Origin of the sequence: Streptomyces coelicoflavus (assembly GCF_003112555.1) — a bacterium.
Taxonomy (GTDB): domain Bacteria; phylum Actinomycetota; class Actinomycetes; order Streptomycetales; family Streptomycetaceae; genus Streptomyces; species Streptomyces coelicoflavus.
The window spans coordinates 321,772-344,341 of sequence record NZ_BEWB01000007.1 but is presented as its reverse complement, the minus strand read 5'-3'; the positions used below and the strand labels follow the sequence as shown (position 1 = coordinate 344,341).

Here is a 22,570-nt window from a genome sequence, read left to right as displayed (position 1 = left end):
ACCGGAGCCGTCCCGTGGACCTGCCACGCCCCGAACTGGCCCTCGTCCCCCGCCCGACCCGCCTGTCCACCCGCTCCGGCCGTTTCCGCCTCGACGGCACGACCCGGCTGCGGGTCACGCCGGGAGCCGGTCCGGCCGCGGCCCTGCTGCGCGCCCTGCTCGCCCCGGCCACCGGACTGCGCCTGGACTCCGCCGCCGACGGCGCCTTCGTCCTCGCCCTCGACCCGGCCCTGACCGGTCTCGGCGACGAGGGGTACGGCCTGACCGTGAGCCCCCAGGGTGTGCTGCTGCGGGCCGCCCGCCCGGCCGGCCTCCTGCGCGGGGTGCAGACGGTGCGGCAACTCCTGCCCTACGACGCCCTGTCCGCCCGGCCGGTGCGCGGGGTGCCGTGGGAGCTGCCCGCCGTGGAGATCACCGACGTGCCCCGCCACGCCTGGCGCGGCTCCATGCTCGACGTGGCCCGGCACTTCCAGCCGGTGTCCTATCTGCGGCGCTACGTCGATCTGCTGGCGCTGCACAAGCTGAACGTCTTCCACCTCCACCTCACCGACGACCAGGGCTGGCGGATGCCGGTGGCCGCGTACCCCCGGCTCACCGAGGTCGGCGGCCGGCGCACGGAGTCGATGGTGGGCCCCGCGGGCAGTACCCGCTTCGACGGCCAGGAGCACGGCGGCTCCTACACCCGGGCGGAGCTGCGGGGACTGGTGGCGTACGCGGCCGAACGCGGCGTGAGCGTACTGCCGGAGACCGGCGTGCCGGGGCACGTCCGCGCCGCTCTCGCCGCCTACCCCGAGCTGGGCACCGACCCCGCCCGCCGTATGGACGTGTGGACGCACTGGGGCGTGTGCGAGAACGTCCTCGGCACCGGCGACCACGTCCTGGACTTCTTCCGCACCGTCCTGGACGAGGTGATGGACGTCTTCCCCTCCCCGTACGTGCACATCGGCGGGGACGAGGTGCCCACCACGGAGTGGGAGCGGAGCCCGCGGGCGCGTGCCCGTGCCGTCCGTGAGGGGCTGGCGGGGCCCCGCGCGTTGCATCCCTGGTTCATCGCACGGCTGTCCGAGCACTTGGTGCGCGCCGGACGCAGGCCGGTGGTCTGGGCGGAGAGCGGCGTCGCGCTCCCCCTGGACTGCACGGTGATGAGCTGGCGCGAACCGGCGCACGCCCGCGCCGCGGCACTGCGCGGGCACCAGGTCGTCCACGCCGACCACCGCGCGGCCTACTTCGACTACGCGCGCGGCCCCGGTCCGGGAGAACCGCCCGCCCAGCCCGGCGGCATCGTGGACCTGCGCGCCGTCCACGACGTGGACCTCGCGCCGCCGACCCCGGAGGCGGCGTCCCTCGTACTGGGCGCCCAGGGCCAGTTGTGGACGGAGTTCGTACGGACGCCGCAGCACATCGAGTACCTGACCTACCCGCGGCTGTGCGCACTGGCCGACCGGGTCTGGGGCGGCGCTCCGGACTGGCCGGGCTTCACCGCCCGGCTGGCCGGTCACCGGGCCCGCCTGGACGCCCTGGACGTCCCGCACGCCACCCCGCCGGCCGGTCTCCCCCTGTCGTTCCCCCACACCACGCACCACCCACCGACGCTCCCGCGCAGGCGGGAGCCGTGCCGAAAGGATCCCGCATGAGGAACCGACCCACCACGGGCCGCGCCCGTCTGGCGCTCGCCCTGTCCGTGCTCCTGGGGGGCGGCGCCCTGACCGCCCTTCCCGCCCAGGCCGCTCCCGCCGCCGACGGGCTCGCCGTCCAGTACCGCACCAGCGCGAGCGGGGCCACCGCGGACCAGACGGAACCCTGGTTCAAGGTCCGCAACACCGGCTCGTCCACCGTGCCGCTGAGCCAGGTGAAGATCCGTTACTACTTCAAGGCGGACTCCCCGAGCGCCTCCTACCGCTTCGCCTGCTCCTGGGCGGTGCGCGGCTGCGCCGCCGTCACCGGCACGTTCGGCACCCTGAGCAGCCCGACGTCCACGGCCGACCGTTACCTGGAGATCGGCTTCACCCCGGCGGCCGGCACCCTGGCGCCCGGCGCGGACACCGGCGACCTGCAACTGCGCTTCCACCAGAGCAACTGGCAGACGCTGCGGCAGAGCGACGACTACTCGTTCAACGGCGCGCAGACCGCGTACGCGAACTGGGACAGGGTCACCGCCCAGCTGGCCGGTGCCACCGTCTGGGGCGCGGCACCCGAGGGCAACGACCCCACGGACCCGACCGATCCGACGGACCCGACGGACCCGACGGACCCTCCCGGCGGCGGTCAGACGCTGTTCGACGACTTCGACTACGACTCGCACACCGACCCCGCGCTCTCGGCGCACGGCTGGAACGTGCGCTCCAACAGCGGCGGGCCCGGCGTCCCCGGCGCGACCTGGGACCCGTCGAAGGTCACGTTCGTCTCAGCCGGCGGCAACTCGGTGATGAACCTGGAGACGTCCACGGCCGGCACCGGCGCGTCCACCACGCAGACGGAGGTCCTGACCAGGTCCACGAAGTTCCGGAACGGGACCTACGCCGCGCGCGTGAGGTTCTCCGACGCGCCGAGGTCGGGGCCCGACGGGGACCACCTGGTGCAGACGTTCTTCACCATCAACGACCTCAAGGCGCCGATGGCCGACGACTACGCCGAGTACGACTTCGAGTACCTGCCGAACGGAGGGTGGGGCGAGCCGTCGAACATCCTGTACACGACCTCCTGGGAGACCTACGACCCCGACCCCTGGCAGGCCGTCAACCAGCACTCGGAGCAGCGCAGCAGCTACGCGGGCTGGCACGATCTCGTCGTCACGATCGACGACAGCGCCATCACGTACTACGTGGACGGGCAGTTGTTCGGCACGCACGACGCGCGCTACCTGCCCGAGCGGCCGATGTCGATCAACTTCAACCAGTGGTTCATCGACCTGAACGGCCAGACGTCGACGACCCCGCGCGCCTACGACCAGCAGGTCGACTACGTCCTGCACGTCAAGGACCGGGTGCTCGGCCCGGCCGAGGTCGCCGCCGAGGTCGCCGCGTACCGCGCCGAGGGGACCGGGTTCGTGGACGAGGTGCCCGCCCCGTGATCCCTGGCGGGGGCGGTCAGAACAGGCGTTCCTGACCGTCCGCCGGCCGTCCCCGCCGGGCGCGCGGCCGGGCGCCGGAGGCCGGTGCCGTCTCGCCGAACAGGGGGGCGGTGCCGTACTCGTCCGGCTCGGCCGGGACGGTGGCGGGCCCCGTGCTCACGTTGAGGACCAGTGGGGCGTCCCGGTCGAAGTCGCCCGGCGTCATCGCCACCCACTCACGGTCCTGCCGCTCTCCCACGCACCGACACCTCTCTCGCGCCGCCCGCCGCGACCACGCGACGCTACCAGCCCCGTGGGAGCCGTGCGATCACGGCTCCCACCTGGCACGCATGCATCGTTCCCAGGCTGCCGGAGACCGACGCATCATGATTGATTCTGCAAAAACTGAGCACCTTTCGATCATCTTCATGCACCTGCTCTCTCGCTTCGAACCCTTGACAGGGCCTGGATGCGGTCGATTTACTCCCGGTCAACGCCGATGTCGTGTGATCGGCGGCAGAGGTACGCCCAGCCGGTAGCTGGCTTCGCGCCAGGAGCCCGGACTGAGTCGCCAGGACGGCCACGCGCCTCCGAGGCGGGGACGTGCCCACCATTCTCCGGAGCTCGAACCATGAGCCGTACGCAGGCGCACACCCGCAGGAAGCCGCTGCTGGCCGGCCTGGGCGCCACCGCCGTCCTCGTCACCGCCGCCGCACTCGTCCCCGGCAGCACACCGGCCGAGGCCGCCGCCTACTCCCCGCCCCCCGCGCACGCGGGCTTCGACTACCAGATCGGCGGCGCCTACACCCCGCCCGCCGGGGTGGAGGTGGTCAGCCGCGACCACTCGGCCTCCCCCGCGCCGGGCCTGTACAACATCTGTTACGTCAACGCCTTCCAGGCCCAGCCCGGCGCCGAGGGCGACTGGGACGACGACCTGCTGCTGCGCGACGCGAACGGCGACGTCGTCTACGACACCGACTGGGGCGAGGCCTTCCTCGACATCCGCACCGCCGACAAGCGCGAGCGCATCGCGGAGAAGGTCGGCACGTGGATCGACGGCTGCGCGGACAAGGGATTCCAGGCCGTCGAACCGGACAACTACGACAGCTACACCCGCGCGGGCGACCTGCTGGACGCCGCCGACGCCCAGGGGCTGATCAGGCTGCTGGCCGAGCGCGCGCACTCCGACGGCCTGGCGATCGGGCAGAAGAACACCGTCGAACTGGCCCCGAACCGCGAGGAGAACGGGCTGGACTTCGCGGTCGCCGAGGAGTGCGGCGAGTGGGACGAGTGCGGCGACTACACGGCCGAGTTCGGCGACCGGGTGATCGTCGTCGAGTACACCGCCGAGGGCCTGTCGAAGGCGTGCGCGGGGTTCGGCGACGAGCTGAGCATCGTCCGGCGCGACCTGGACGTGTCGCCCAAGGGCAGCAGCGGCTACGTACGTGAGACCTGCTGACACCGCCCGACGGCCAGTGAAGTCCTTGGAGGTACAGATGGATGCGGTCCGACGTGCCGCGCGCCCTTCGCGCCGGGGTGTGCTGCGGGCCGGCGGGGGTGCCGCGCTCGCGGCGGTCGCGGGCACCGCGGTGACCGGCTGCGGGGCCGGTACGGACGACGGCGTCGCGGCCGACGGCACGGTCACCGTCGAGATGTGGCACGGCCAGGCGGACACGGCGAAGAAGGCCCTGGAGGGGCTCGTCGCCGACTTCGAACGCTCGCACCCGAAGATCAGGGTGAAGCTGGGCGGCGGCGTGCTGTCGGACGTGATGCTCCAGAAGGTGACGGCCGCCCTCGCCGCCGGTTCCTACCCCGACATCGCGTACATCTTCGGCTCGGACCTGGCCCGGGTGGCCCGCAGCCCGCAGGTCGTCGACCTCACCGGCATGGTCGCGTCGGGGCCCGTGCCGTGGAAGAACTACTGGGCGGCCTCCAGGGACGCCGTCACGCTCAACGGCAGGGTCAGGGCCGCTCCGGCGGTGCTCGACTCGCTCGCCGTGGTCTGCAACAGGAAGCTGTTCCGCGAGGCCGGTCTGCCGCTGCCGAAGGCCGGCTGGAGCTGGCAGGACTTCGTCTCCTGCGCGCGCACGCTCACCCGGTCGGGCCGGGGCCGGTTCGGCACCGGCTGGCCGGGCACCGGCGACGAGGACACCGTGTGGCGCCTGTGGCCGCTGATCTGGGACCTGGGCGGTGACGTCGTCGACGACGGCGGCAAGAACATCGGTTTCGCCGACACCGGTGCCCGCGCGCTGGAGGTGGTGGCCGACCTGGCCCGGGACGAGAGCGTCTACATCGACCCCAAGCCCGGCAGCGAACAGATGTACCAGGTGTTCCAGTCCGGCCGCATGGGCATGGTGGTCACCGGGCCGTGGCAGCTGCCCGACATCGAGACCGCCGGGATCGACTACCACGTCGTCCCCCTGCCGTCCTTCAGCGGGCGCCCGGTCACCATCTCGGGGCCCGACACCTGGACGATGTTCGACAACGGCGACGCACGCACCGAAGCCGCCCGCACCTTCCTGAGCTGGCTGGCCCGGCCGGAGCAGGACGTGCGCTGGGACATCGAGGCGGGCAGTCTCCCGCTCAGCCGCCGCACCGAGGCCCTGCCCGCCTGGCAGGACAAGGTCGCCCGCACCGAGGGCCTGAGCGTGTTCACCAAGGCACTGGAGACGGCGCGCGTACGCCCCGTCCATCCGGCGTACCCGGAGGTCTCGCAGGCGCTCGGGCAGGCGGTCGTCGCCGTGCTCCTGGGGCGCAGCACGCCCGAGAAGGCGCTGCGGGCCTGCGCCGACGACGCCAACGCCGCCCTGCTCATACCGCGTTGAGGAGCCACACCGCCATGCCGCGCCTCCCCCGCCCCATCACCGTCGAGGGCCCGCCGCCGGACCCTCGCCCGCTGCGCCGCAAGCGCCGCCGCGAAACCGGCACCGCCTGGGCGTTCGTCTCGCCGGCGGTCCTGATCGTCCTCGGCCTGAGCATCGTCCCGGTGATCTGGTCGCTGCTGCTGTCGTTCCAGGCCAGCGACCTGGTCACGCCCAGCCGCTGGGTGGGCCTGGACAACTACCGCGCCCTGGCCCAGGACCCGAACTTCAGCCAGGCGGTCCGCAACACGCTGCTCTACACCGTCCTGTACGTGCCGCTGAGCCTGCTGTTCGGCCTGGCCCTCGCCCTCGTCCTCAACCGGCGCATCCGCCTCGTCGGCCTCTACCGCACCCTGATCTTCGTGCCGTTCGTCCTGTCGGCGACCGCACAGGGTGTGCTGTTCTCCTTCATCCTGGACCCGGAGTTCGGCGCGGCCAACTCGGTGCTGCACCGTCTCGGCGTCTCGTCGCAGGGCTTCCTGTCCGATCCCTCCCAGGCACTCCTGGTGCTGGTGGCGATCACGCTGTGGAGCGGCACCGGGTTCTGCGTCGTCGTCTACCTCGCCGCCCTCCAGGACGTGCCGCAGTCCCTGATCGAGGCGGCCCGTCTCGACGGGGCGGGCCGACGGCATCTGCTGCGCCACGTCACGCTGCCCACGCTCACCCCGGTCACCGTCTTCCTGGTGCTGTGGCAGGCCATCCAGTCCCTCCAGGTCTTCGACCTCGTGTACGTCACCACCAAGGGCGGTCCCCTCGGGTCGACCACGGTGATCGTCTACTTCATCTGGGAGCAGGCCTTCAAGAACGCCACCGCCGGGTACGGGGCCTCGGCCGCGTACGTCCTGGCCGTCGCGCTCGCCCTGGTCGCGGGGGCCGTCCGTCTCGTCCGGCGTCGGGGACGCCACCGTCTCGAAGGGGCCCGATCATGACGGCGACCTCCGCCCGGCCGGGCACCGCCGACCCCGTCCGCGGCGTCCTCGATCCGCCCGCCGCCGTGGAACGGCGCCGTCCGCGGCTTCCGTTCAGCCCGTGGCACCTGCTGCTCGCCCCGCTCGCCCTCGTCTTCGCCGTGCCGCTGGTCTGGCTGGTGCTCAGCTCGGTGATGACCAACGCGGAGATCAACCGGTTCCCGCCGGCACTGTGGCCGTCCGGCATCGACCTCGGCGGTTACCGGTACGTGCTGGGCAACGCGATGTTCCCCCGCTGGTTCGCCAACTCGCTGATCGTCTCCGCCGTCACGGTCGCCGCGAACCTCGTCTTCGGCTCGCTCGCCGGCTACGCGTTCGCCCGGATGCGGTTCGCGGGGTCCCGGGTGCTGCTGGGGCTGATGCTGGCCACGATGGCCGTGCCGTTCCAGCTGACGATGATCCCGACGTTCCTGGTGATGAAGAAGCTCGGCCTCATCGACACCCTGGGCGCGCTGATCGTGCCGTCGCTGGTCACGCCGTTCGCGGTGTTCCTGCTGCGGCAGTTCTTCCTCTCGCTGCCCAGGGAGCTGGAGGAGGCCGCCTGGATCGACGGCTGTTCACGGCTGCGGGTGCTGTGGCGGATCGTGCTGCCGCTGTCCCGCCCGGCGCTGGCCACGGTGGCCGTGCTCACCTTCCTGACCACGTGGAACGACCTGACCTGGCCGCTGATCGCCATCAACCACGACACGCAGTACACGCTGCAGCTGGGCCTGACCACGTTCCAGGGGCAGCACCACACCCAGTGGGCGGCCGTGATGGCGGGCAACGTCATCACCGTGCTGCCGGTCCTGCTCGCCTTCCTCGGCGCGCAGAAGACCTTCATCCAGTCGATCACCTCCAGCGGGCTCAAGGGCTGACCACCCGCCCTCCGCCCGTCCGCCGTCACTCCAGGGAAGACCCATGCCGCACAACCTCGACCTGCTCGTCGTCGGAGACGCCAATCCCGACGTCGTGGTGGGGCCCCTCGACTCCCCCCTCGCCTTCGGACAGCGCGAACAGCTCGTCCCCGGCGGTGCCCTCACCCTCGGCGGCTCCGCCGCGATCATGGCGTGCGGCGCCGCCCGCCTCGGCCTGCGGGTGGCGTTCGCCGGCCGGGTGGGCGACGACGACGCCGGCCGCTACGTCCGCGACACCCTCGACGCGCACGGGGTCGACACGAGTGCGCTGCTCGTCGATCCGCGGCTGCCGACCCCGCTGACCGTGATCCTCACCCGGGGGGACGACCGGGCCATCGTCACGGCGCCGGGCACACTGCCGGCCACCACGGCGGCGGACGTTCCGGCCGAACTGCTGAGCACCGCCCGGCACGTGCACGCCGCGTCGTACTTCCTGCTCCCCGGACTCGCCGCCGCGCTGCCCGAGTTGCTGCGCACCGCGCGCGCCCACGGTGCGACGACGTCCCTCGACACCAACGACGACCCCGCCGGCCGCTGGGACCCGGCCGGCCTGGACGCCGTACTCCCGCACACCGACTATCTGCTGCCCAACGCGGCCGAGGCCCGGCAGCTGGCCGGGCTCGGCACCCCGGACCTCGGCAAGTGCGCCGCCGTGCTCGCCGGCCGGGGGCCGACGGTCGTCGTCAAGAACGGCGCCGAGGGCGCCCTGTGCCACGACGGGCGCACCCTGCTCACCACGTCCGGCGTCCCGGCCCGGCCCGTGGACACGGTGGGTGCCGGCGACAGTTTCGACGCCGGTTTCGTCGCGGCGCTCCTCACCGGGCTCGCCCTGCCCGAGGCCCTCGAACTCGCCGCCGTCTGCGGCGCGCTGTCCACCCGCGCGCACGGCGGCACCACCGCCCAGCCCACCTGGGACGAAGCGTTCGCCCAGGTCACCCGCAACGGAGAGAACCCCGCATGAGCACCGCCCACCCGACCGCACCCAAGATCACCTTCGTCGGAGCCGGCAGCGTCGTCTTCACCCAGGGCCTGCTCGCCGACCTCTTCGCCTTCGACGAGCTGAAGTCCGCGCACATCGCGCTGCACGACATCGACGCGGAGCGCCTGGCCACCGCGCGGGCCGCCGCCGAGTACATCGCCGCCGAACGCGGCGCCCGGCCGCGCGTCACCGCCCACGCCGACCGCCGCGAGGCCCTGGCCGGCGCCGACTTCGTCATCAACATCGTGCAGGTCGGCATGGGCGAGGCGACCCGTACCGACTTCGAGGTACCGGCCCGGTACGGACTGCGCCAGACCATCGGCGACACCCTCGGCGTCGGCGGCGTCTTCCGCGCGCTGCGCACCTTCCCGCTGCTCAGGGCGCTCGGCGAGGACATCGCCGAGGTCTGCCCGGACGCCTGGCTGCTCAACTACACCAACCCGATGGCGATGAACGTCCAGTACCTCGCCGAGGCGACCGGGCTGACGCGGGTGGTGGGGCTGTGCCACTCCGTCTACTGGACGGTCCAGGGCCTGTGCGAGCTGCTGAAGGTCCCCTACGAGGAGGTCACCTACGAGGCGGCGGGCGTCAACCACCAGGCGTGGGTGCTGCGCCTGGAGCACGGGGGCCGGGACCTCCACCCGCGCCTCGACGCCCTGATCGACGAGGACCCGCAACTGCGCCGCCGGGTCCGCATGGACATGTACCGGCGCCTGGGTCACTACCCGACGGAGACCAGCGAGCACTCCGCCGAGTACGTCCCCTGGTACCTGCACCACGACAGCGAGATCGACCGGCTGCGGCTGCCCGTAGGCGCCTACCTGGGCATCGTGGACGAGAACGTGGCGGAGTACGAGCGCACCCGCGACGCCCTGGCCTGCGGGGCGCCGCTCACGGTCGAGGGCACGATGGAGTACGCGCCGCAGATCATCCACAGCATCGTGACCGGCACGCCCCGCACGGTCTACGGCAACGTGCCCAACCACGGCCTGATCGAGAACCTGCCCGACCGGGGCACCGTCGAGGTGCCCTGCCTGGTCGACTCCACGGGCGTCCGGCCCACCCGGATCGGCGCGCTGCCCCCGCAGCTGGCGGCCCTCAACCGGGCCTACCTGAGCACCACCGACCTGGTGGTGCGGGCGGCGACGGAGGACGATCCGCGGCACATCAGGCACGCGGCGATGGCCGACCCGGCGACGGCGGCGACCCTCACGGTCGAGGAGATCTGGCGGCTGTGCGACGACATGGTCCGCGCCCACGGGGACCTGCTGCAACCGGGGCTGCGGGGCGCGCTCGCCCTCTGAGCCGACCGGCACGGCCGCACTGGTGCGGCCCCGCGTACGGGGGAGAACGCGGGGCCGCACCAGCAAGCTATCGGAGTAACCGGCCGCCTGCCAGACCCGGTGCGCGGCGACCGGCCCGAACCTTTCACCCCCGCCCCGCGGCGGCGCTCCCACCCCGCGTTTCACCGGGTGCGTCACCCGACCGGCGGACAGGAGCGTTCACCGGAGCGCGGGGCGTCCGGGCGGCGCGCGCTGCGGGGCCGGCCGTACCGGGCACACACTGAGGTCATGGGTGGTTCCGATCCGCCGACGGCGGTGTCACGGCGCTTTCCCGACGGGCCGCGGAGCGTGGCGGCGGCCCGCCGGTTCGTGCGTGCCGCGCTGGACGGGTCCCCCTCGGACCGGGTGGGCACGGCCGAGCTGCTGGTGAGCGAGCTGGTCACCAACGCGGTGCTGCACGCGCGCACCGAGGTGGAGGTGAGCGTGGCACGCCTCGACGGCCGGGTGCGGGTACGGGTCGGGGACGGGCGGCCGGGCCGCGGACTGGTACCGCAGCGCTGTTCGCCGTACGCCGGGACGGGTCAGGGACTGGCCCTGGTGGAGCGGCTGGCCTCGCGGTACGGGGCGGACGGCGACGACTTGGGCAAGACGGTGTGGTTCGAGCTGTGGCACGACGGTCCGCCGCCGCCGTCCTCCGGGTGGGAGACCGCCGGGCCGCCGCGGCCCGACGAACGGACGGTGACGCTCGTCGACGTGCCGACCGCCCTGGAGGCGTCGTGCCGGCAGCACCGGCACGGGATGCTGCGCGAACTCACCCTCGCCGCGTCCGCGGGAGACCTCCTCGGAGCGGCACCCGAGGACCTCGCGACGGCCAACGACGTCAACAACGTCATCAGTGCCGGTGTGACCGCGGCGCTGGAGGAACCGGCCGCCGATTCCGGGCTGGGCACCCTGCCCCTCGCGCTGCCCGTCGACGCCGTACCGGCGGTGGAGACCCTGCGCCGCGTACTCGGCCTGGCCGAGGAGCGGGCGCGCCAGGAGCGGCTGCTCACCCTGCCGGCCCTGCCCCGCGGCCGTGCCTTCCAGGAATGGCTCTTCGACGAGATCGCGGGACAGCTGGCCGGGGGGCGGCCCACCGCGTGGACCGTGGTCCCCCGGGAGCCGGAGATCAGCTCCGCCGAGCTCGTGCCGTGGGACGTCGGCCAGGTGCGGGCCAGCAGGATGCCGACCATCGCCGCGGACGAGGGCAACCGGATCGTCGCGGCCAACGGGGCGGCGGCGGACCTGCTGGGCTGGGCACCGGAGGATCTCGTCGGACGCCGCCTCACCACCCTCGTGCCCGAGCACCTGCGCGCGCGGCACACGGCGGCGTTCACCTCGATGCTGCTCACCGGCCGCACACGCATCGTGGGCCGCTCCGTGCCGCTTCCGGCACTGCACCGTGACGGCCGGCTGGTCCCGGTCCGGCTGTACATCCAGACCCAGGAGACGGCCGACGGCCGCACCGTGTTCGTCGCCCAGCTCGTCCCGCGGGCGACCACGTTCCTCGACGCGCCGAGGACTTCCGGCCGGGTCAGGGAGGCGGCCGTCGGGGAGCCCGACGGAGGCCGGTCGCCCGCCGTCCCGGAGAGCGGCACCAGGAGGGCCAGGGCCCAGGGCGGCATGTCGCCGCTGGACCGGCTCACTCTTCTGGCCGAACTCGGCGCCCAGCTCAACAACACCCTGGACCTGCGGGAGGGACTGCAACGCGCCGGCCGGCTGCTGACGCGGCGGCTGGCCGACTGGTGCGCGGTGGACCTGTTCACCGACGACAGCCGGCTGGACCGGGCCTGTGTCGTCCACCGGGATCCCCGGGCCCTGCGCCCGGGGGCGTACGAGGGCGCGCTCCCGGGGGTCTCCGAGGACTCGCGCGGCCCGCTGGCCCGGGTACTGCGCGGCGCCGGTCCGCTGCTGCTCGTCGACGCCCCGCAGCCCGGTCAGACCGAGAGCGCGCTGGACAGGGAGTACGTCGGACTGTTCCGGGAGCTGGGGGCGGGCAGCGCGGTCGTCGCTCCGCTGCGGGCGCGCCGCCGGATCTCCGGCGCCCTGACCCTGGCTCGTACGCCCGGCGCACGGCCGTTCACGGAAGAGGACCTGACGCTCGTCGACGACCTGGTCCACAGCCTCGCGCTGGGGGTGGACAACGCCCGTCTCTACCAGGACACCCGCTCCATCGCCGAGCGGCTCCAGCGCTCGCTGCTGCCGGCTCTGCCGGAGGTCGAGGGGCTGCGGATGGCCGCCCGCTACGCCGCCTCCTCGACCACCGCGCAGGTCGGCGGGGACTGGTACGACAGCTTCGTCCTGCCGCACGGGGGCACCGCGCTGGTCATCGGCGACGTCACGGGGCACGACCTGGACGCGGCCATCGCGATGAGCCAGTTGCGCAGCATGCTCCGCGGGATCGCCGTGGACCGCGAGGAGCCGCCCGCCGAGGTGCTGCGCCGGCTGGATGTGGCGAACCACAGTCTCCGCCAGGAGGCGACCGCCACCTGTGTCTACGGTCTGCTGAAGGGCTCCGCGCACGGCCCGTGGGAGCTGAAGCACTCCTCCGCGGGACATCCGCCGCCGCTGCTCACCACGCGGGACGGCCGGGCCCGCTACCTCGGTGGCGGCGCGGGCCTGCTGCTGGGCATGGATCCCGCCATGGCCCGGCGCACGGCGCGGCACGAGCTGCCGGCCCACTCGACGCTCGTGCTGTACACCGACGGCCTCGTCGAGCGTCGCGACGAGCCCATCGACGACGCCCTGGAGCGACTGCGCCGGCACGCCGCCGACCTGGCCCACGAGCCACTCGACACGTTCTGCGACGAGTTGTTGATCGGCCTGGGCGCGGACAGTACGGACGACATCGCGGTCCTCGCCGTCCGTCCCACGCCGCCCCCGTCGCCGCGGCCGGGACCGGCCGGGGGGTGACGACCGGGCACCGGGTTCCGCCCGCCCTGCCCGTTCGGGCACCTCCTTCTGCCTCGGCGGCTCCTGACGCCGGTGACGGGGCGGAGATACCGTCCCCTCGTGAGCATCACGTCCCGGCGAGCGGCCAGGTGAACGACGAGCGGCTGACCCTGGCGCAGGCGGCCGACGGCACGGACGCCCCACAGGCGGACACGTCCGAACCCGGACGAGCGGACCGGCGGCTCCCGCCGGAACAGCCGGAGCAACCGGAGCCGCCCCGCAAGCGAAAGCGCCGTGGCCCCGGGCCGGTCACCCTGTTGCTGCTGCCGGCCTTCGTGACCGTCACCGGCGTGGCCGCCTTCCTCGCGCTGGGCGGACTGCCGGGCGCGGGGACCGACGACGGCTCCGCCGCCGACCCGTCCACGGCGGTCGACATCGACCCGTCGTACATCCCCTGGCTGCGCAAGGCGGCCTCGGGCTGTGCCGTCCTCGAACCGTCCGTGCTGGCCGCGCAGATCGACCAGCTCTCGGGCTGGAGCGACGACTCGGACGAACTCTCGGGTCAGAAGGGCATCGCCGCCTTCACCGACGACGAGTGGCGGACCTGGGGCAAGGACGACGACGGCAACGGGCGGTCCTCGCCCCGCGATCCGGCGGACGCCATCATGGCGCTGGGCCGGCGGGACTGCTCGCTGGCCGGAAAGGTGACCGAACTGCGCACCGAGGGGCGGATCAACGGCGACCTCGTGGAGCTGACCCTCGCCGCCTACGCCGCGGGACCGGACGCCGTGACCGAGGCGGGACGCGTCCCCTCGACGGCCAGGACGTACCTCGACGAGGTCCAGGCCCTGCTGCCCCGTTACGAGGCACTCGACCGGGAGGACTCCGGCAGCGCGGGCGGGACGGCCGGCGCCCTGCTGACCGCGCCGGTGAGCCCGCTCACCATCACCTCGCCCTTCGGGTCCCGGGAGCACCCGCTGACCGGGGTGACCAAACTGCACACCGGCGTGGACTTCGCCGCGCCGCAGGGCGCGCAGGTCGTGGCGGCCCGGCGGGGCCGGGTCGTGTTCGCCGCGCTCACCAACGCGTACGGCAACCGAATCGTGATCGACCACGGGACCATCCAGGGCAAGCGGGTGGAGACGACCTACAGTCACCTCTCCTCCCTGGGGACGGCGGTCGGACAGACGGTGGAGGCCGGGGCCCCGATCGGGCGGGTCGGCTCCACCGGCCTGTCCACCGGCCCCCACCTGCATTTCGAGGTCGTCCTCGACGGGTACTACACCGATCCGCGCCCCTGGGTCGTGCCGGACGGGGTTTGATCCGGCGGATCCTGTCGAAGCAATCGACATGACCCAGTCGAAGCGCGAGACAGAGCGGAAGTACGAACCGTCCCCCGGCGGCGCCGCCGGGCTGCCCGACCTCACCGGCGTCGGGCCCGTCGCCTCGGTCACCGCGACCGGGCCCGAGAAGCTCGACGCGGTGTACCACGACACCGAGGATCAGCGGCTCGCCGGTTCCTCGGCCACGTTGCGCCGCCGTACGGGCGGTCCGGACGCGGGCTGGCACCTGAAGCTGCCACTGACCGGGGACACCCGGGAGGAGGTGTGGGCTCCCCTGTCGGACGACGTGCCCGAGTCGCTGCGCGAGCTGGTCCTGTCCCGCACACGGGGCGCCGAGCTGCGTCCGGTCGTACGCATCCGGTCCGCCCGGACCGTGCGGCAGTTGCGCGACGCGGAGGGCGGGTTGCTCGCCGAGCTGAGCCTCGACGAGGTGCGCGCCGACGCGGCGGCCTCCGGCGGTGGCCGGGCCCGGTGGAGCGAGCTGGAGGTCGAACTGGCCGACGGTGTGCACGCCGGGCTGCTGGACGTCGTCGAGAAGAAGCTCCGGAAGAAGGGGATCGTGCGCGCGGACAGCCCGTCCAAGCTGGCCCGCGCGCTGCGGGACACGGGGGCGGCGGTGGAGCGGGCGCACCCTTCGGGGGTGGGGGCAGGGTCTCCCGGCGCGTATGTGCTCGCGTACGTGGACGAGCAGGCCGGCCGGCTGGTGTCACTGGATCCGGCGGTCCGCCGTGACCTGCCCGACGCCGTGCACCAGATGCGCGTCACGTGCCGGCGGCTGCGCGCCTGCCTGCGCTCCTACCGCTCCGTGCTCGACCGGCGGGTCACCGATCCGCTGCGCGCGGAACTGCGGTGGCTGTCGGGAGAGTTGGGCGTGGCGCGTGACCAGGAGGTGCTGGGCGAGCGGATCGGGGCCGCGCTGGCGGAGCTGCCGGACGACCTGGTGCTGGGTCCCGTCGCCGCCCGGCTGCGGGTCTGGGAGGTGTCCCGCGGCGTCGAGGCGCGGTCCCGCACGCGTCAGGCCCTGGCCACACCTCGTTATCTGCGCCTCCTGGACGCGCTGGACGCCCTGGTCCGGCAGCCGCCCCTGCGCGCCCGGGCCGCGGGCAAGCCCGCCCGTGCGATGTCCCGGGCGGTGCTCAAGGAGTACGGCCGTCTCGCCGGGCGGATGGAGCGGGCGGCCGCACAGCCGGCCGGCCGGCCGCGGGAGGCGGGGCTGCACGAGGCGCGCAAGGCCGCCAAGAAGCTCCGCTACGCGGCCGAGGTCGCGCGTCCCGCGCTGGGCAAGCCGGCCGCCCGGCTCGGCAAGCACGCCAAGGCGGTGCAGCAGCTGCTCGGTGAGCACCAGGACGCCGTGGTCGCCCAGGACACCCTGCGAGGGCTGGCGGTGGCCGCCCACGGGGCGGGCGAGTCCGCGTTCACCTGGGGACTGCTGCACGGCCGGGAAGGGGCGGGGGCCGAGGCCCGGCAGCGGGAGCTGCCCGAGGTGTGGCGGGCGGCGTCGGATCCCGCGCTGCGGGCACCGCTCGAACCCTGAATCACCCTCGCGCGACGGCCGTTCACGTGTGTGCGGGACGGGCCGGACTCACGCCGCGCGGGCCCGCTCGGGCAGCGCGCGCAGCGGCGCGGCCGGGGTGCGGGTGGCGCTGACCCGGTGGATGATCCGGTTCGGGTCGGCGAGCGGCTCGCCGAGCGCCGTCCGGCCCGCGGCGTGCAGCGCGTCGCACGCGGCGGTCGGCAGCGCGACGTAGCAGCCGCCCCGGCCGGTGGCGGAGTCCAGGGGGCGCCAGTAGCTGTACCTGCGTCGCCCGTCCGGCCGCACGGTGACGAAGACGGGGGTACGCGCGTCGGTGACGATGCGCAGTATCTCGGCCTCGGCGGCACCGAGCCGGTCGGGGCGCCGGGCCCCACGGAGGTCGGCGGTCTGCGGTCGGGCGGCGGCGGTGAGCGGCATCGGCGGTGGCCTTTCCAGGTCAGTGACTCGAGAACGCCTACCCGGTCCGGCCGGAGTTGATCTCGATGGGCCGCATTCTTCAGCACGGCACTGACAACTCCTGTCCGGAGTCTTGCCGGATCGATGACTCACCACTTAAATCACACCTTGAACTAAGCCTCCGCGTCGAGCGGTTGGCCGGTCCTGTCCGCATCCCCGGAAGGCTCTCGTATGAGACTCAGATCCTTGGGTGTCGCGCTCGTCGCCACGGCGGCGCTCGTCACCCTGCCCGCCCCGATGACGGCCACCGCGGCCGACACACCCCTCTCCCAGGGCCGGACGGCCACGTCGTCGTCGGCCGAGAACGCCGGCACACCGTCCGCGAACGCCGTCGACGGCGACACCGGAACCCGGTGGTCGTCGGCCGCGAGCGACGACCAGTGGCTCCAGGTCGACCTCGGCGCCACCGCCTCCGTCACCCGGGTCGTGCTCGACTGGGAGGCGGCCTACGGCAAGGACTACAAGATTCAGCTCTCGCCGGACGGGAGCACCTGGACCGACGCGAAGACCGTCACCGGCGGCGACGGCGGCACCGACACCCTCGACGTCTCGGGCCAGGGGCGCTACGTCCGCATGCAGGGCGTGCACCGGGCCACCCCGTGGGGCTACTCCCTGTGGGAGTTCCAGGTCTTCGGCACCACCGGCGGCACCGCACCGGGCGGCTCGTGCGACACCGCCAACGCCGCGCAGGGCAGGCCCGCCTCGGCCTCCTCGGTGGAGAACGCCGGGACACCGGCCGCGGCGGCCTTCGACGGCAACCCCGGCACCCGCTGGTCCAGCCAGGCCGCCGACCCGCAGTGGGTACGGGTCGACCTGGGCGCCGTGAAGGACCTGTGCAAGGTGGACCTGAACTGGGAGGCCGCCTACGCCAAGGACTTCCGGATCGAGGCGTCCTCCGACGGGCAGAGCTGGCAGACGCTGAAGAGCGTCACGGGCGCCACCGGCGGCAAGGCCTCCTACGACGTCAGCGGTTCGGGCCGCTACGTCCGCATCCACGGCACGGCCCGCGCGACGGGCTACGGCTACTCGCTGTGGGAGGTCGCCGTGCACACCGGCACCACCGGCACTCCCCCGGTCGAGGGCGGCGGCGACCTGGGGCCGAACGTCATCGTCGTGGACCCCTCCACGCCGAACCTCCAGCAGAAGTTCGACCAGGTCTTCGCCCAGCAGGAGTCCAGCCAGTTCGGCAGCGGGCGCTACCAGTTCCTGCTGAAGCCGGGCACCTACAACGGGATCAACGCCCAACTGGGCTTCTACACCTCGATCTCCGGTCTCGGCCTCAACCCGGACGACACGCAGATCAACGGTGACATCACCGTGGACGCGGGCTGGTTCAACGGCAACGCGACGCAGAACTTCTGGCGTTCGGCCGAGAACCTCGCCATCACGCCGTCCAACGGCACCGACCGGTGGGCGGTCGCCCAGGCGGCCCCGTTCCGGCGGATCCACGTCAAGGGCGGTCTGAACCTCGCCCCCAACGGCTACGGCTGGGCCTCCGGCGGCTACATCGCCGACTCGAAGATCGACGGCACCGTCGGCCCCTACTCCCAGCAGCAGTGGTACACCCGGGACAGCTCGGTCGGCGGCTGGACCAACGGCGTCTGGAACATGACGTTCACGGGCGTCGAGGGCGCGCCGGCGGGCAACTTCGAGACCGGCCCGTACACCACGCTCGACACCACGCCGATCTCCCGCGAGAAGCCGTTCCTGTACCTGGACGGCGACGAGTACAAGGTGCGGGTCCCGGCCAAGCGGACCAACGCGCGCGGTGTGTCGTGGCCCGCCAACGCCGGTGGCACCTCGCTGCCGCTCAGCCAGTTCTACGTCGTCAAGCCGGGCGCGACGGCGGCGACCATCAACGCCGCGCTCGACCAGGGCCTCAACCTGCTGTTCACGCCGGGCGTTTACCACATCGACCAGACCATCGAGGTCGACCGTGCCAACACCGTCGTGCTCGGCCTCGGACTGGCCACGATCATTCCGGACGGCGGCGTCGACGCCATGCACGTGGCGGACGTCGACGGCGTGCGGCTCGCGGGCTTCCTCATCGACGCGGGTCCGGAGAACTCCGACACGCTGCTGCGCATCGGAACCCCCGGCGGGAACGCCGACCACGCCGCCAACCCCACGACCATGCAGGACGTGTTCGTCCGCATCGGCGGCGCGGGACCGGGCAAGGCCACCGACTCCGTCGTGGTCGAGAGCGACGACGTGATCATCGACCACACCTGGATCTGGCGTGCCGACCACGGCGAGGGCGTCGGCTGGGAGACCAACCGCGCCGACTACGGCCTCAGGGTCAACGGCGACGACGTCCTCGCGACGGGACTGTTCGTCGAGCACTTCAACAAGTACGACGTCTACTGGAACGGTGAGCGCGGCCGGACCATTTTCTTCCAGAACGAGAAGGCCTACGACGCCCCGAACGAGGCCGCCATCACCCACGACGGCATCGTCGGCTACGCGGCCTACAAGGTCGCCGACTCGGTGAACGAGCACGACGCGGTGGCGCTGGGCAGCTACTGCAACTTCACCGCCGACCCGGGCATCGTGCAGCACCACGGGTTCCAGGTGCCGGTCAAGCCGGGGGTCAGGATGCGCAACCTCCAGGTGATCTCGCTGGGCGGCATGGGCCAGTACCGCCATGTCGTCAACGACACCGGCGCGGCCACGTCGGGGACGGACACCGTGCCGTCCAAGGTCGTCCAGTTCCCGTGAGGGACGACGCGCCCCGCAGTGGTGCGGGGCGCGTCACCCGTCCGGGCCGGAAGTCCGCGTCCGTCAGGCGAGTTGGACGAGGAGGTCGCCGCCCTCGACCTGCTGGATGGGGTTGATGGCGAGCCGGGTCACCCGGCCGGACTTCGGCGCGGTGATGGACGCCTCCATCTTCATGGCCTCGATGGTGGCCACGGTGGCTCCGGCCTCCACCTCGTCGCCCTCGGCGACGGCGAGGGTCACCACGCCGGCGAACGGCGCCGCGACGTGGCCGGGGTTCGCCCGGTCGGCCTTCTCCGTCACCGGGACGTCGGTGGCGGCCGAGCGGTCGCGGACCTGGATGGGGCGGAGCTGTCCGTTCAGGGTGGACATCACGGTGCGCATGCCGCGCTCGTCGGCGTCGCCGACCGCCTGGAGTTCGATGAGCAGCCGGACGCCGGGGTCGAGGTCGACCGTGTACTCCTTGCCCGGACGCAGTCCGTAGAAGAAGTCCTTGCTGTCGAGGACGCTGGTGTCGCCGAACGAGGCCCGGTGGGTGTCGAACTCCCGGGCCGGGCCGGGGAACAGCAGCCGGTTGAGCGTCGCCCGCCGGTCCTTCTCGAGACCGTCGCGGTCGTCCTCGGACAGCTCGGCGAGCGGCCTGGCCTCGGCGCGGCCCCGCAGCGCCTTGGTGCGGAAGGGCTCGGGCCAGCCGCCGGGCGGGGTGCCCAGTTCGCCGCGGAGGAAGCCGACGACCGAGTCGGGGATGTCGAACCGGTCGGGGTCCTGCTCGAAGTCGGCCGGGGAGACGCCGGCGCCGACCAGGTGCAGGGCGAGGTCACCGACGACCTTGGAGGACGGGGTGACCTTCACCAGGCGGCCCAGCATCCGGTCGGCGGCGGCGTACATGCCCTCGATGTCCTCGAAGCGGTCGCCGAGGCCGAGCGCGACGGCCTGGGTGCGCAGGTTGGAGAGCTGGCCGCCGGGGATCTCGTGGTGGTAGACGCGGCCGGTCGGGGAGGCGAGGCCCGCCTCGAAGGGGGCGTAGACCTTGCGGACGCTCTCCCAGTACGGCTCCAGGTCGCCGACGGCCTGGAGATCGAGTCCGGTCGGCCGGTCGGTGTGGTCGGTGGCGGCCACGATCGCCGACAGCGACGGCTGCGAGGTGGTGCCCGCCATGGACGCCACGGCTCCGTCGACGGCGTCGGCGCCCGCCTGGATCGCGGCCAGGTAGGTGGCGAGCTGACCGCCCGTGGTGTCGTGGGTGTGCAGGTGCACCGGCAGGTCGAACTCCCGGCGCAGCGCGGAGACCAGGGTCGCGGCGGCCGGGGCGCGCAGCAGTCCGGCCATGTCCTTGACCGCCAGCACATGGGCACCGGCGTCGACGATCTGCTCGGCGAGCCGCAGGTAGTAGTCGAGGGTGTAGAGCCGCTCGGAGGGGTCGGACAGGTCGGCGGTGTAGCACAGGGCGACCTCGGCGACGGCGGTGCCGGTCTGCCGTACGGCCTCGATGGCGGGCCGCATCTGCTCGACGTCGTTGAGGGCGTCGAAGATGCGGAAGATGTCGATGCCGGTGGCGGCGGCCTCCTGCACGAAGGCGTCGGTCACCTCGGTGGGGTACGGGGTGTAGCCCACGGTGTTGCGGCCGCGCAGCAGCATCTGGAGGCAGATGTTGGGCACCGCCTCGCGCAGGGCGGCCAGCCGCTCCCACGGGTCCTCGGCCAGGAAGCGCAGGGCGACGTCGTAGGTGGCGCCGCCCCAGCACTCCAGGGACAGCAGTTGGGGCAGGGTGCGGGCGACGACGGGCGCCACGGCGAGCATGTCCTTGGTGCGCACCCGGGTGGCGAGCAGCGACTGGTGGGCGTCGCGGAAGGTGGTGTCGGTGACGCCGATGGTGGACGACTCGCGCAGTCGGCGGGCGAAGCCCTCGGGGCCCAGCTCGGCCAGCAACTGACGGGAGCCGGACGGGGGTTCACCGGCGGGTACGGCCGGCAGCTTGGTCAGCGGGTCGATCAGCTCGGGGCGCTCGCCGTGCGGCTTGTTCACCGTGACGTCGGCGAGGTAGGTCAGCAGCTTGGTGCCGCGGTCGGCGGAGTGCCGGGCGGTGAGCAGGTGCGGGCGCTGCTCGATGAAGGAGGTGGTGACCCGGCCGGCCTGGAAGTCGGGGTCGTCCAGGACCGCCTGGAGGAAGGGGATGTTGGTGGCGACGCCGCGGATGCGGAACTCGGCGACCGCGCGCCGGGCCCGGTTCACGGCGGTGGTGAAGTCCCGTCCCCGGCAGGAGAGCTTGACCAGCATCGAGTCGAAGTGGGCGCTGATCTCCGTACCGGCGTGGGTGGTGCCGCCGTCGAGGCGGATGCCGGAGCCGCCCGGCGAGCGGTAGGCGCTGATCTGCCCGGTGTCCGGGCGGAAGCCGTTGGCCGGGTCCTCGGTGGTGATCCGGCACTGGAGGGCGGCGCCGCGCAGGGTGATGTTCTCCTGGGCGAGGCCGAGGTCGGTCAGCGTCTGGCCGGCGGCGATGCGCAGCTGGGACTGGACCAGGTCGACGTCGGTGACCTCCTCGGTGACCGTGTGCTCGACCTGGATGCGCGGGTTCATCTCGATGAAGACGTGGTTGCCGTCCCGGTCGACGAGGAACTCGACGGTGCCGGCGTTGCGGTAGCCGATCTGCCGGGCGAAGTTCACGGCGTCGGCGCAGATCCGCTCCCGCAGGGCCGGGTCGAGGTTGGGCGCGGGCGCCAGCTCGATGACCTTCTGGTGGCGGCGCTGCACGGAGCAGTCCCGCTCGAAGAGGTGGATGACGTCGCCCTCGCCGTCGGCGAGGATCTGCACCTCGATGTGGCGGGGTTCGACGACCGCCTTCTCCAGGAAGACGGTGGAGTCGCCGAAGGCGGACGCGGCCTCGCGGGAGGCGGCCTCGATGGCCTCGCGCAGCTGGGCGGGCTCCTCGACCCGGCGCATGCCGCGACCGCCGCCGCCCGCGACCGCCTTGACGAACACGGGGAAGCCGACGTCGTCGGCGGCGCGCACGAGTTCGTCCACGTCGGTGGAGGGCGCGGAGGAGCCGAGCACCGGTACGCCCGCCTCGCGGGCGGCGGCCACGGCACGGGCCTTGTTGCCGGTCAGTTCGAGGATGTGGGCGCTGGGTCCGACGAAGGTGATCCCGGCCTCCTCGCAGGCGCGGGCGAGTTCGGGGTTCTCGGACAGGAACCCGTAGCCCGGGTAGACGGCGTCGGCCCCCGCACGGCGGGCGGCACGGACGATCTCCTCCACGGAGAGGTACGCGCGCACCGGATGCCCCTGCTCCCCGATCTCGTAGGCCTCGTCGGCCTTCAGCCGGTGCAGCGAGTTGCGGTCCTCGTGCGGGAAGACGGCGACGGTGCGCGCGCCGAGCTCGTAGCCCGCACGGAACGCACGGATCGCGATCTCACCGCGGTTGGCGACCAGCACCTTGCGGAACATTCTTGATCCCTTCAGCCTGCCGGGTGACGAGACCATGGTGTCGGCGCCGCCCTCGGTACGCCATGTGAGCCGGGCCACTCCCGGCGTTGTCAAGTACCGGTGCCGTGCCGGGCG

Annotated in this window: 15 protein-coding genes; 12 read left to right on the top strand and 3 right to left on the bottom strand. The window is 73.0% G+C overall.

The window, feature by feature from the left end; all coding sequences use genetic code 11:
• Positions 1–14: 14 nt before the first annotated feature.
• Both Sco07f_RS19200 and Sco07f_RS19195 read left to right on the top strand, forming a co-directional pair.
• The gene (locus Sco07f_RS19200; RefSeq protein WP_108988555.1) at positions 15–1,634 is read left to right on the top strand and encodes a beta-N-acetylhexosaminidase; all 1,620 of its coding nucleotides are present in this window, start codon (positions 15–17) and stop codon (positions 1,632–1,634) included.
• Positions 1,631–3,070, top strand: coding sequence for a cellulose binding domain-containing protein (locus Sco07f_RS19195; RefSeq protein ID WP_108988554.1), 1,440 nt, complete (start codon positions 1,631–1,633; stop codon positions 3,068–3,070). The genes Sco07f_RS19200 and Sco07f_RS19195 overlap by 4 nt, the downstream gene beginning before the upstream one ends.
• Positions 3,071–3,086: 16 nt before the next feature.
• On the opposite strand, the gene Sco07f_RS19190 is transcribed toward Sco07f_RS19195, so the two are convergent.
• Complete coding sequence (locus tag Sco07f_RS19190; RefSeq protein WP_054101081.1) at positions 3,087–3,308, bottom strand: hypothetical protein; 222 nt, start codon at positions 3,306–3,308, stop codon at positions 3,087–3,089.
• A gap of 372 nt (positions 3,309–3,680) precedes the next feature.
• On the opposite strand from Sco07f_RS19190, the gene Sco07f_RS19185 reads away from it, so the two are divergent.
• The 9 genes from Sco07f_RS19185 (at position 3,681) to Sco07f_RS19145 (ending at position 15,844) form a co-directional block, all read left to right on the top strand.
• Positions 3,681–4,508 (top strand): endo alpha-1,4 polygalactosaminidase, encoded by an 828-nt coding sequence (locus Sco07f_RS19185; RefSeq protein ID WP_007389618.1) that lies wholly within the window; start codon positions 3,681–3,683, stop codon positions 4,506–4,508.
• Between the two features lie 37 nt (positions 4,509–4,545).
• Positions 4,546–5,874 carry an ABC transporter substrate-binding protein gene (locus Sco07f_RS19180; RefSeq protein ID WP_108988553.1) on the top strand — a complete coding sequence of 443 codons (1,329 nt, stop codon included), beginning with the start codon at positions 4,546–4,548 and terminating at the stop codon, positions 5,872–5,874.
• A 14-nt stretch (positions 5,875–5,888) separates the two neighbouring features.
• Positions 5,889–6,839: a carbohydrate ABC transporter permease gene (locus Sco07f_RS19175; protein ID WP_007389616.1), complete on the top strand. Its 951-nt coding sequence runs from the start codon at positions 5,889–5,891 to the stop codon at positions 6,837–6,839.
• Entirely contained in the window at positions 6,836–7,735 is a 900-nt protein-coding gene (locus Sco07f_RS19170) for a carbohydrate ABC transporter permease (RefSeq protein WP_007389615.1), read from the top strand. The genes Sco07f_RS19175 and Sco07f_RS19170 overlap by 4 nt, the downstream gene beginning before the upstream one ends.
• A 43-nt stretch (positions 7,736–7,778) precedes the next feature.
• Positions 7,779–8,735, top strand: coding sequence for a carbohydrate kinase family protein (locus tag Sco07f_RS19165; protein WP_108988552.1), 957 nt, complete (start codon positions 7,779–7,781; stop codon positions 8,733–8,735).
• The gene (locus tag Sco07f_RS19160; RefSeq protein ID WP_108988551.1) at positions 8,732–10,057 is read left to right on the top strand and encodes an alpha-glucosidase/alpha-galactosidase; all 1,326 of its coding nucleotides are present in this window, start codon (positions 8,732–8,734) and stop codon (positions 10,055–10,057) included. Before Sco07f_RS19165 ends, Sco07f_RS19160 begins: the two co-directional genes overlap by 4 nt.
• Before the next feature lie 267 nt (positions 10,058–10,324).
• Complete coding sequence (locus Sco07f_RS19155; RefSeq protein ID WP_108988550.1) at positions 10,325–12,988, top strand: SpoIIE family protein phosphatase; 2,664 nt, start codon at positions 10,325–10,327, stop codon at positions 12,986–12,988.
• Between the two features lie 128 nt (positions 12,989–13,116).
• Complete coding sequence (locus Sco07f_RS19150) at positions 13,117–14,289, top strand: M23 family metallopeptidase (protein ID WP_108988549.1); 1,173 nt, start codon at positions 13,117–13,119, stop codon at positions 14,287–14,289.
• A gap of 28 nt (positions 14,290–14,317) precedes the next feature.
• On the top strand, positions 14,318–15,844 hold the full coding sequence (locus tag Sco07f_RS19145) for a CYTH and CHAD domain-containing protein (RefSeq protein WP_108988548.1): 1,527 nt from the start codon (positions 14,318–14,320) through the stop codon (positions 15,842–15,844).
• A gap of 48 nt (positions 15,845–15,892) precedes the next feature.
• Here Sco07f_RS19145 and Sco07f_RS19140 read toward each other — a convergent pair whose 3' ends face one another.
• Positions 15,893–16,261, bottom strand: a complete 369-nt coding sequence (locus Sco07f_RS19140; protein ID WP_087788320.1) for a hypothetical protein — start codon at positions 16,259–16,261, stop codon at positions 15,893–15,895.
• 210 nt (positions 16,262–16,471) lie between these two features.
• Between Sco07f_RS19140 and Sco07f_RS19135 the strand changes: the two genes are divergently transcribed.
• Positions 16,472–19,018, top strand: a complete 2,547-nt coding sequence (locus Sco07f_RS19135; RefSeq protein WP_108988547.1) for a discoidin domain-containing protein — start codon at positions 16,472–16,474, stop codon at positions 19,016–19,018.
• A 63-nt stretch (positions 19,019–19,081) separates the two neighbouring features.
• On the opposite strand, the gene Sco07f_RS19130 is transcribed toward Sco07f_RS19135, so the two are convergent.
• A complete protein-coding gene (locus Sco07f_RS19130; RefSeq protein ID WP_108988546.1) occupies positions 19,082–22,456 on the bottom strand; it encodes a pyruvate carboxylase in 3,375 nt (1,124 codons plus the stop codon).
• Positions 22,457–22,570 lie beyond the last annotated feature (114 nt).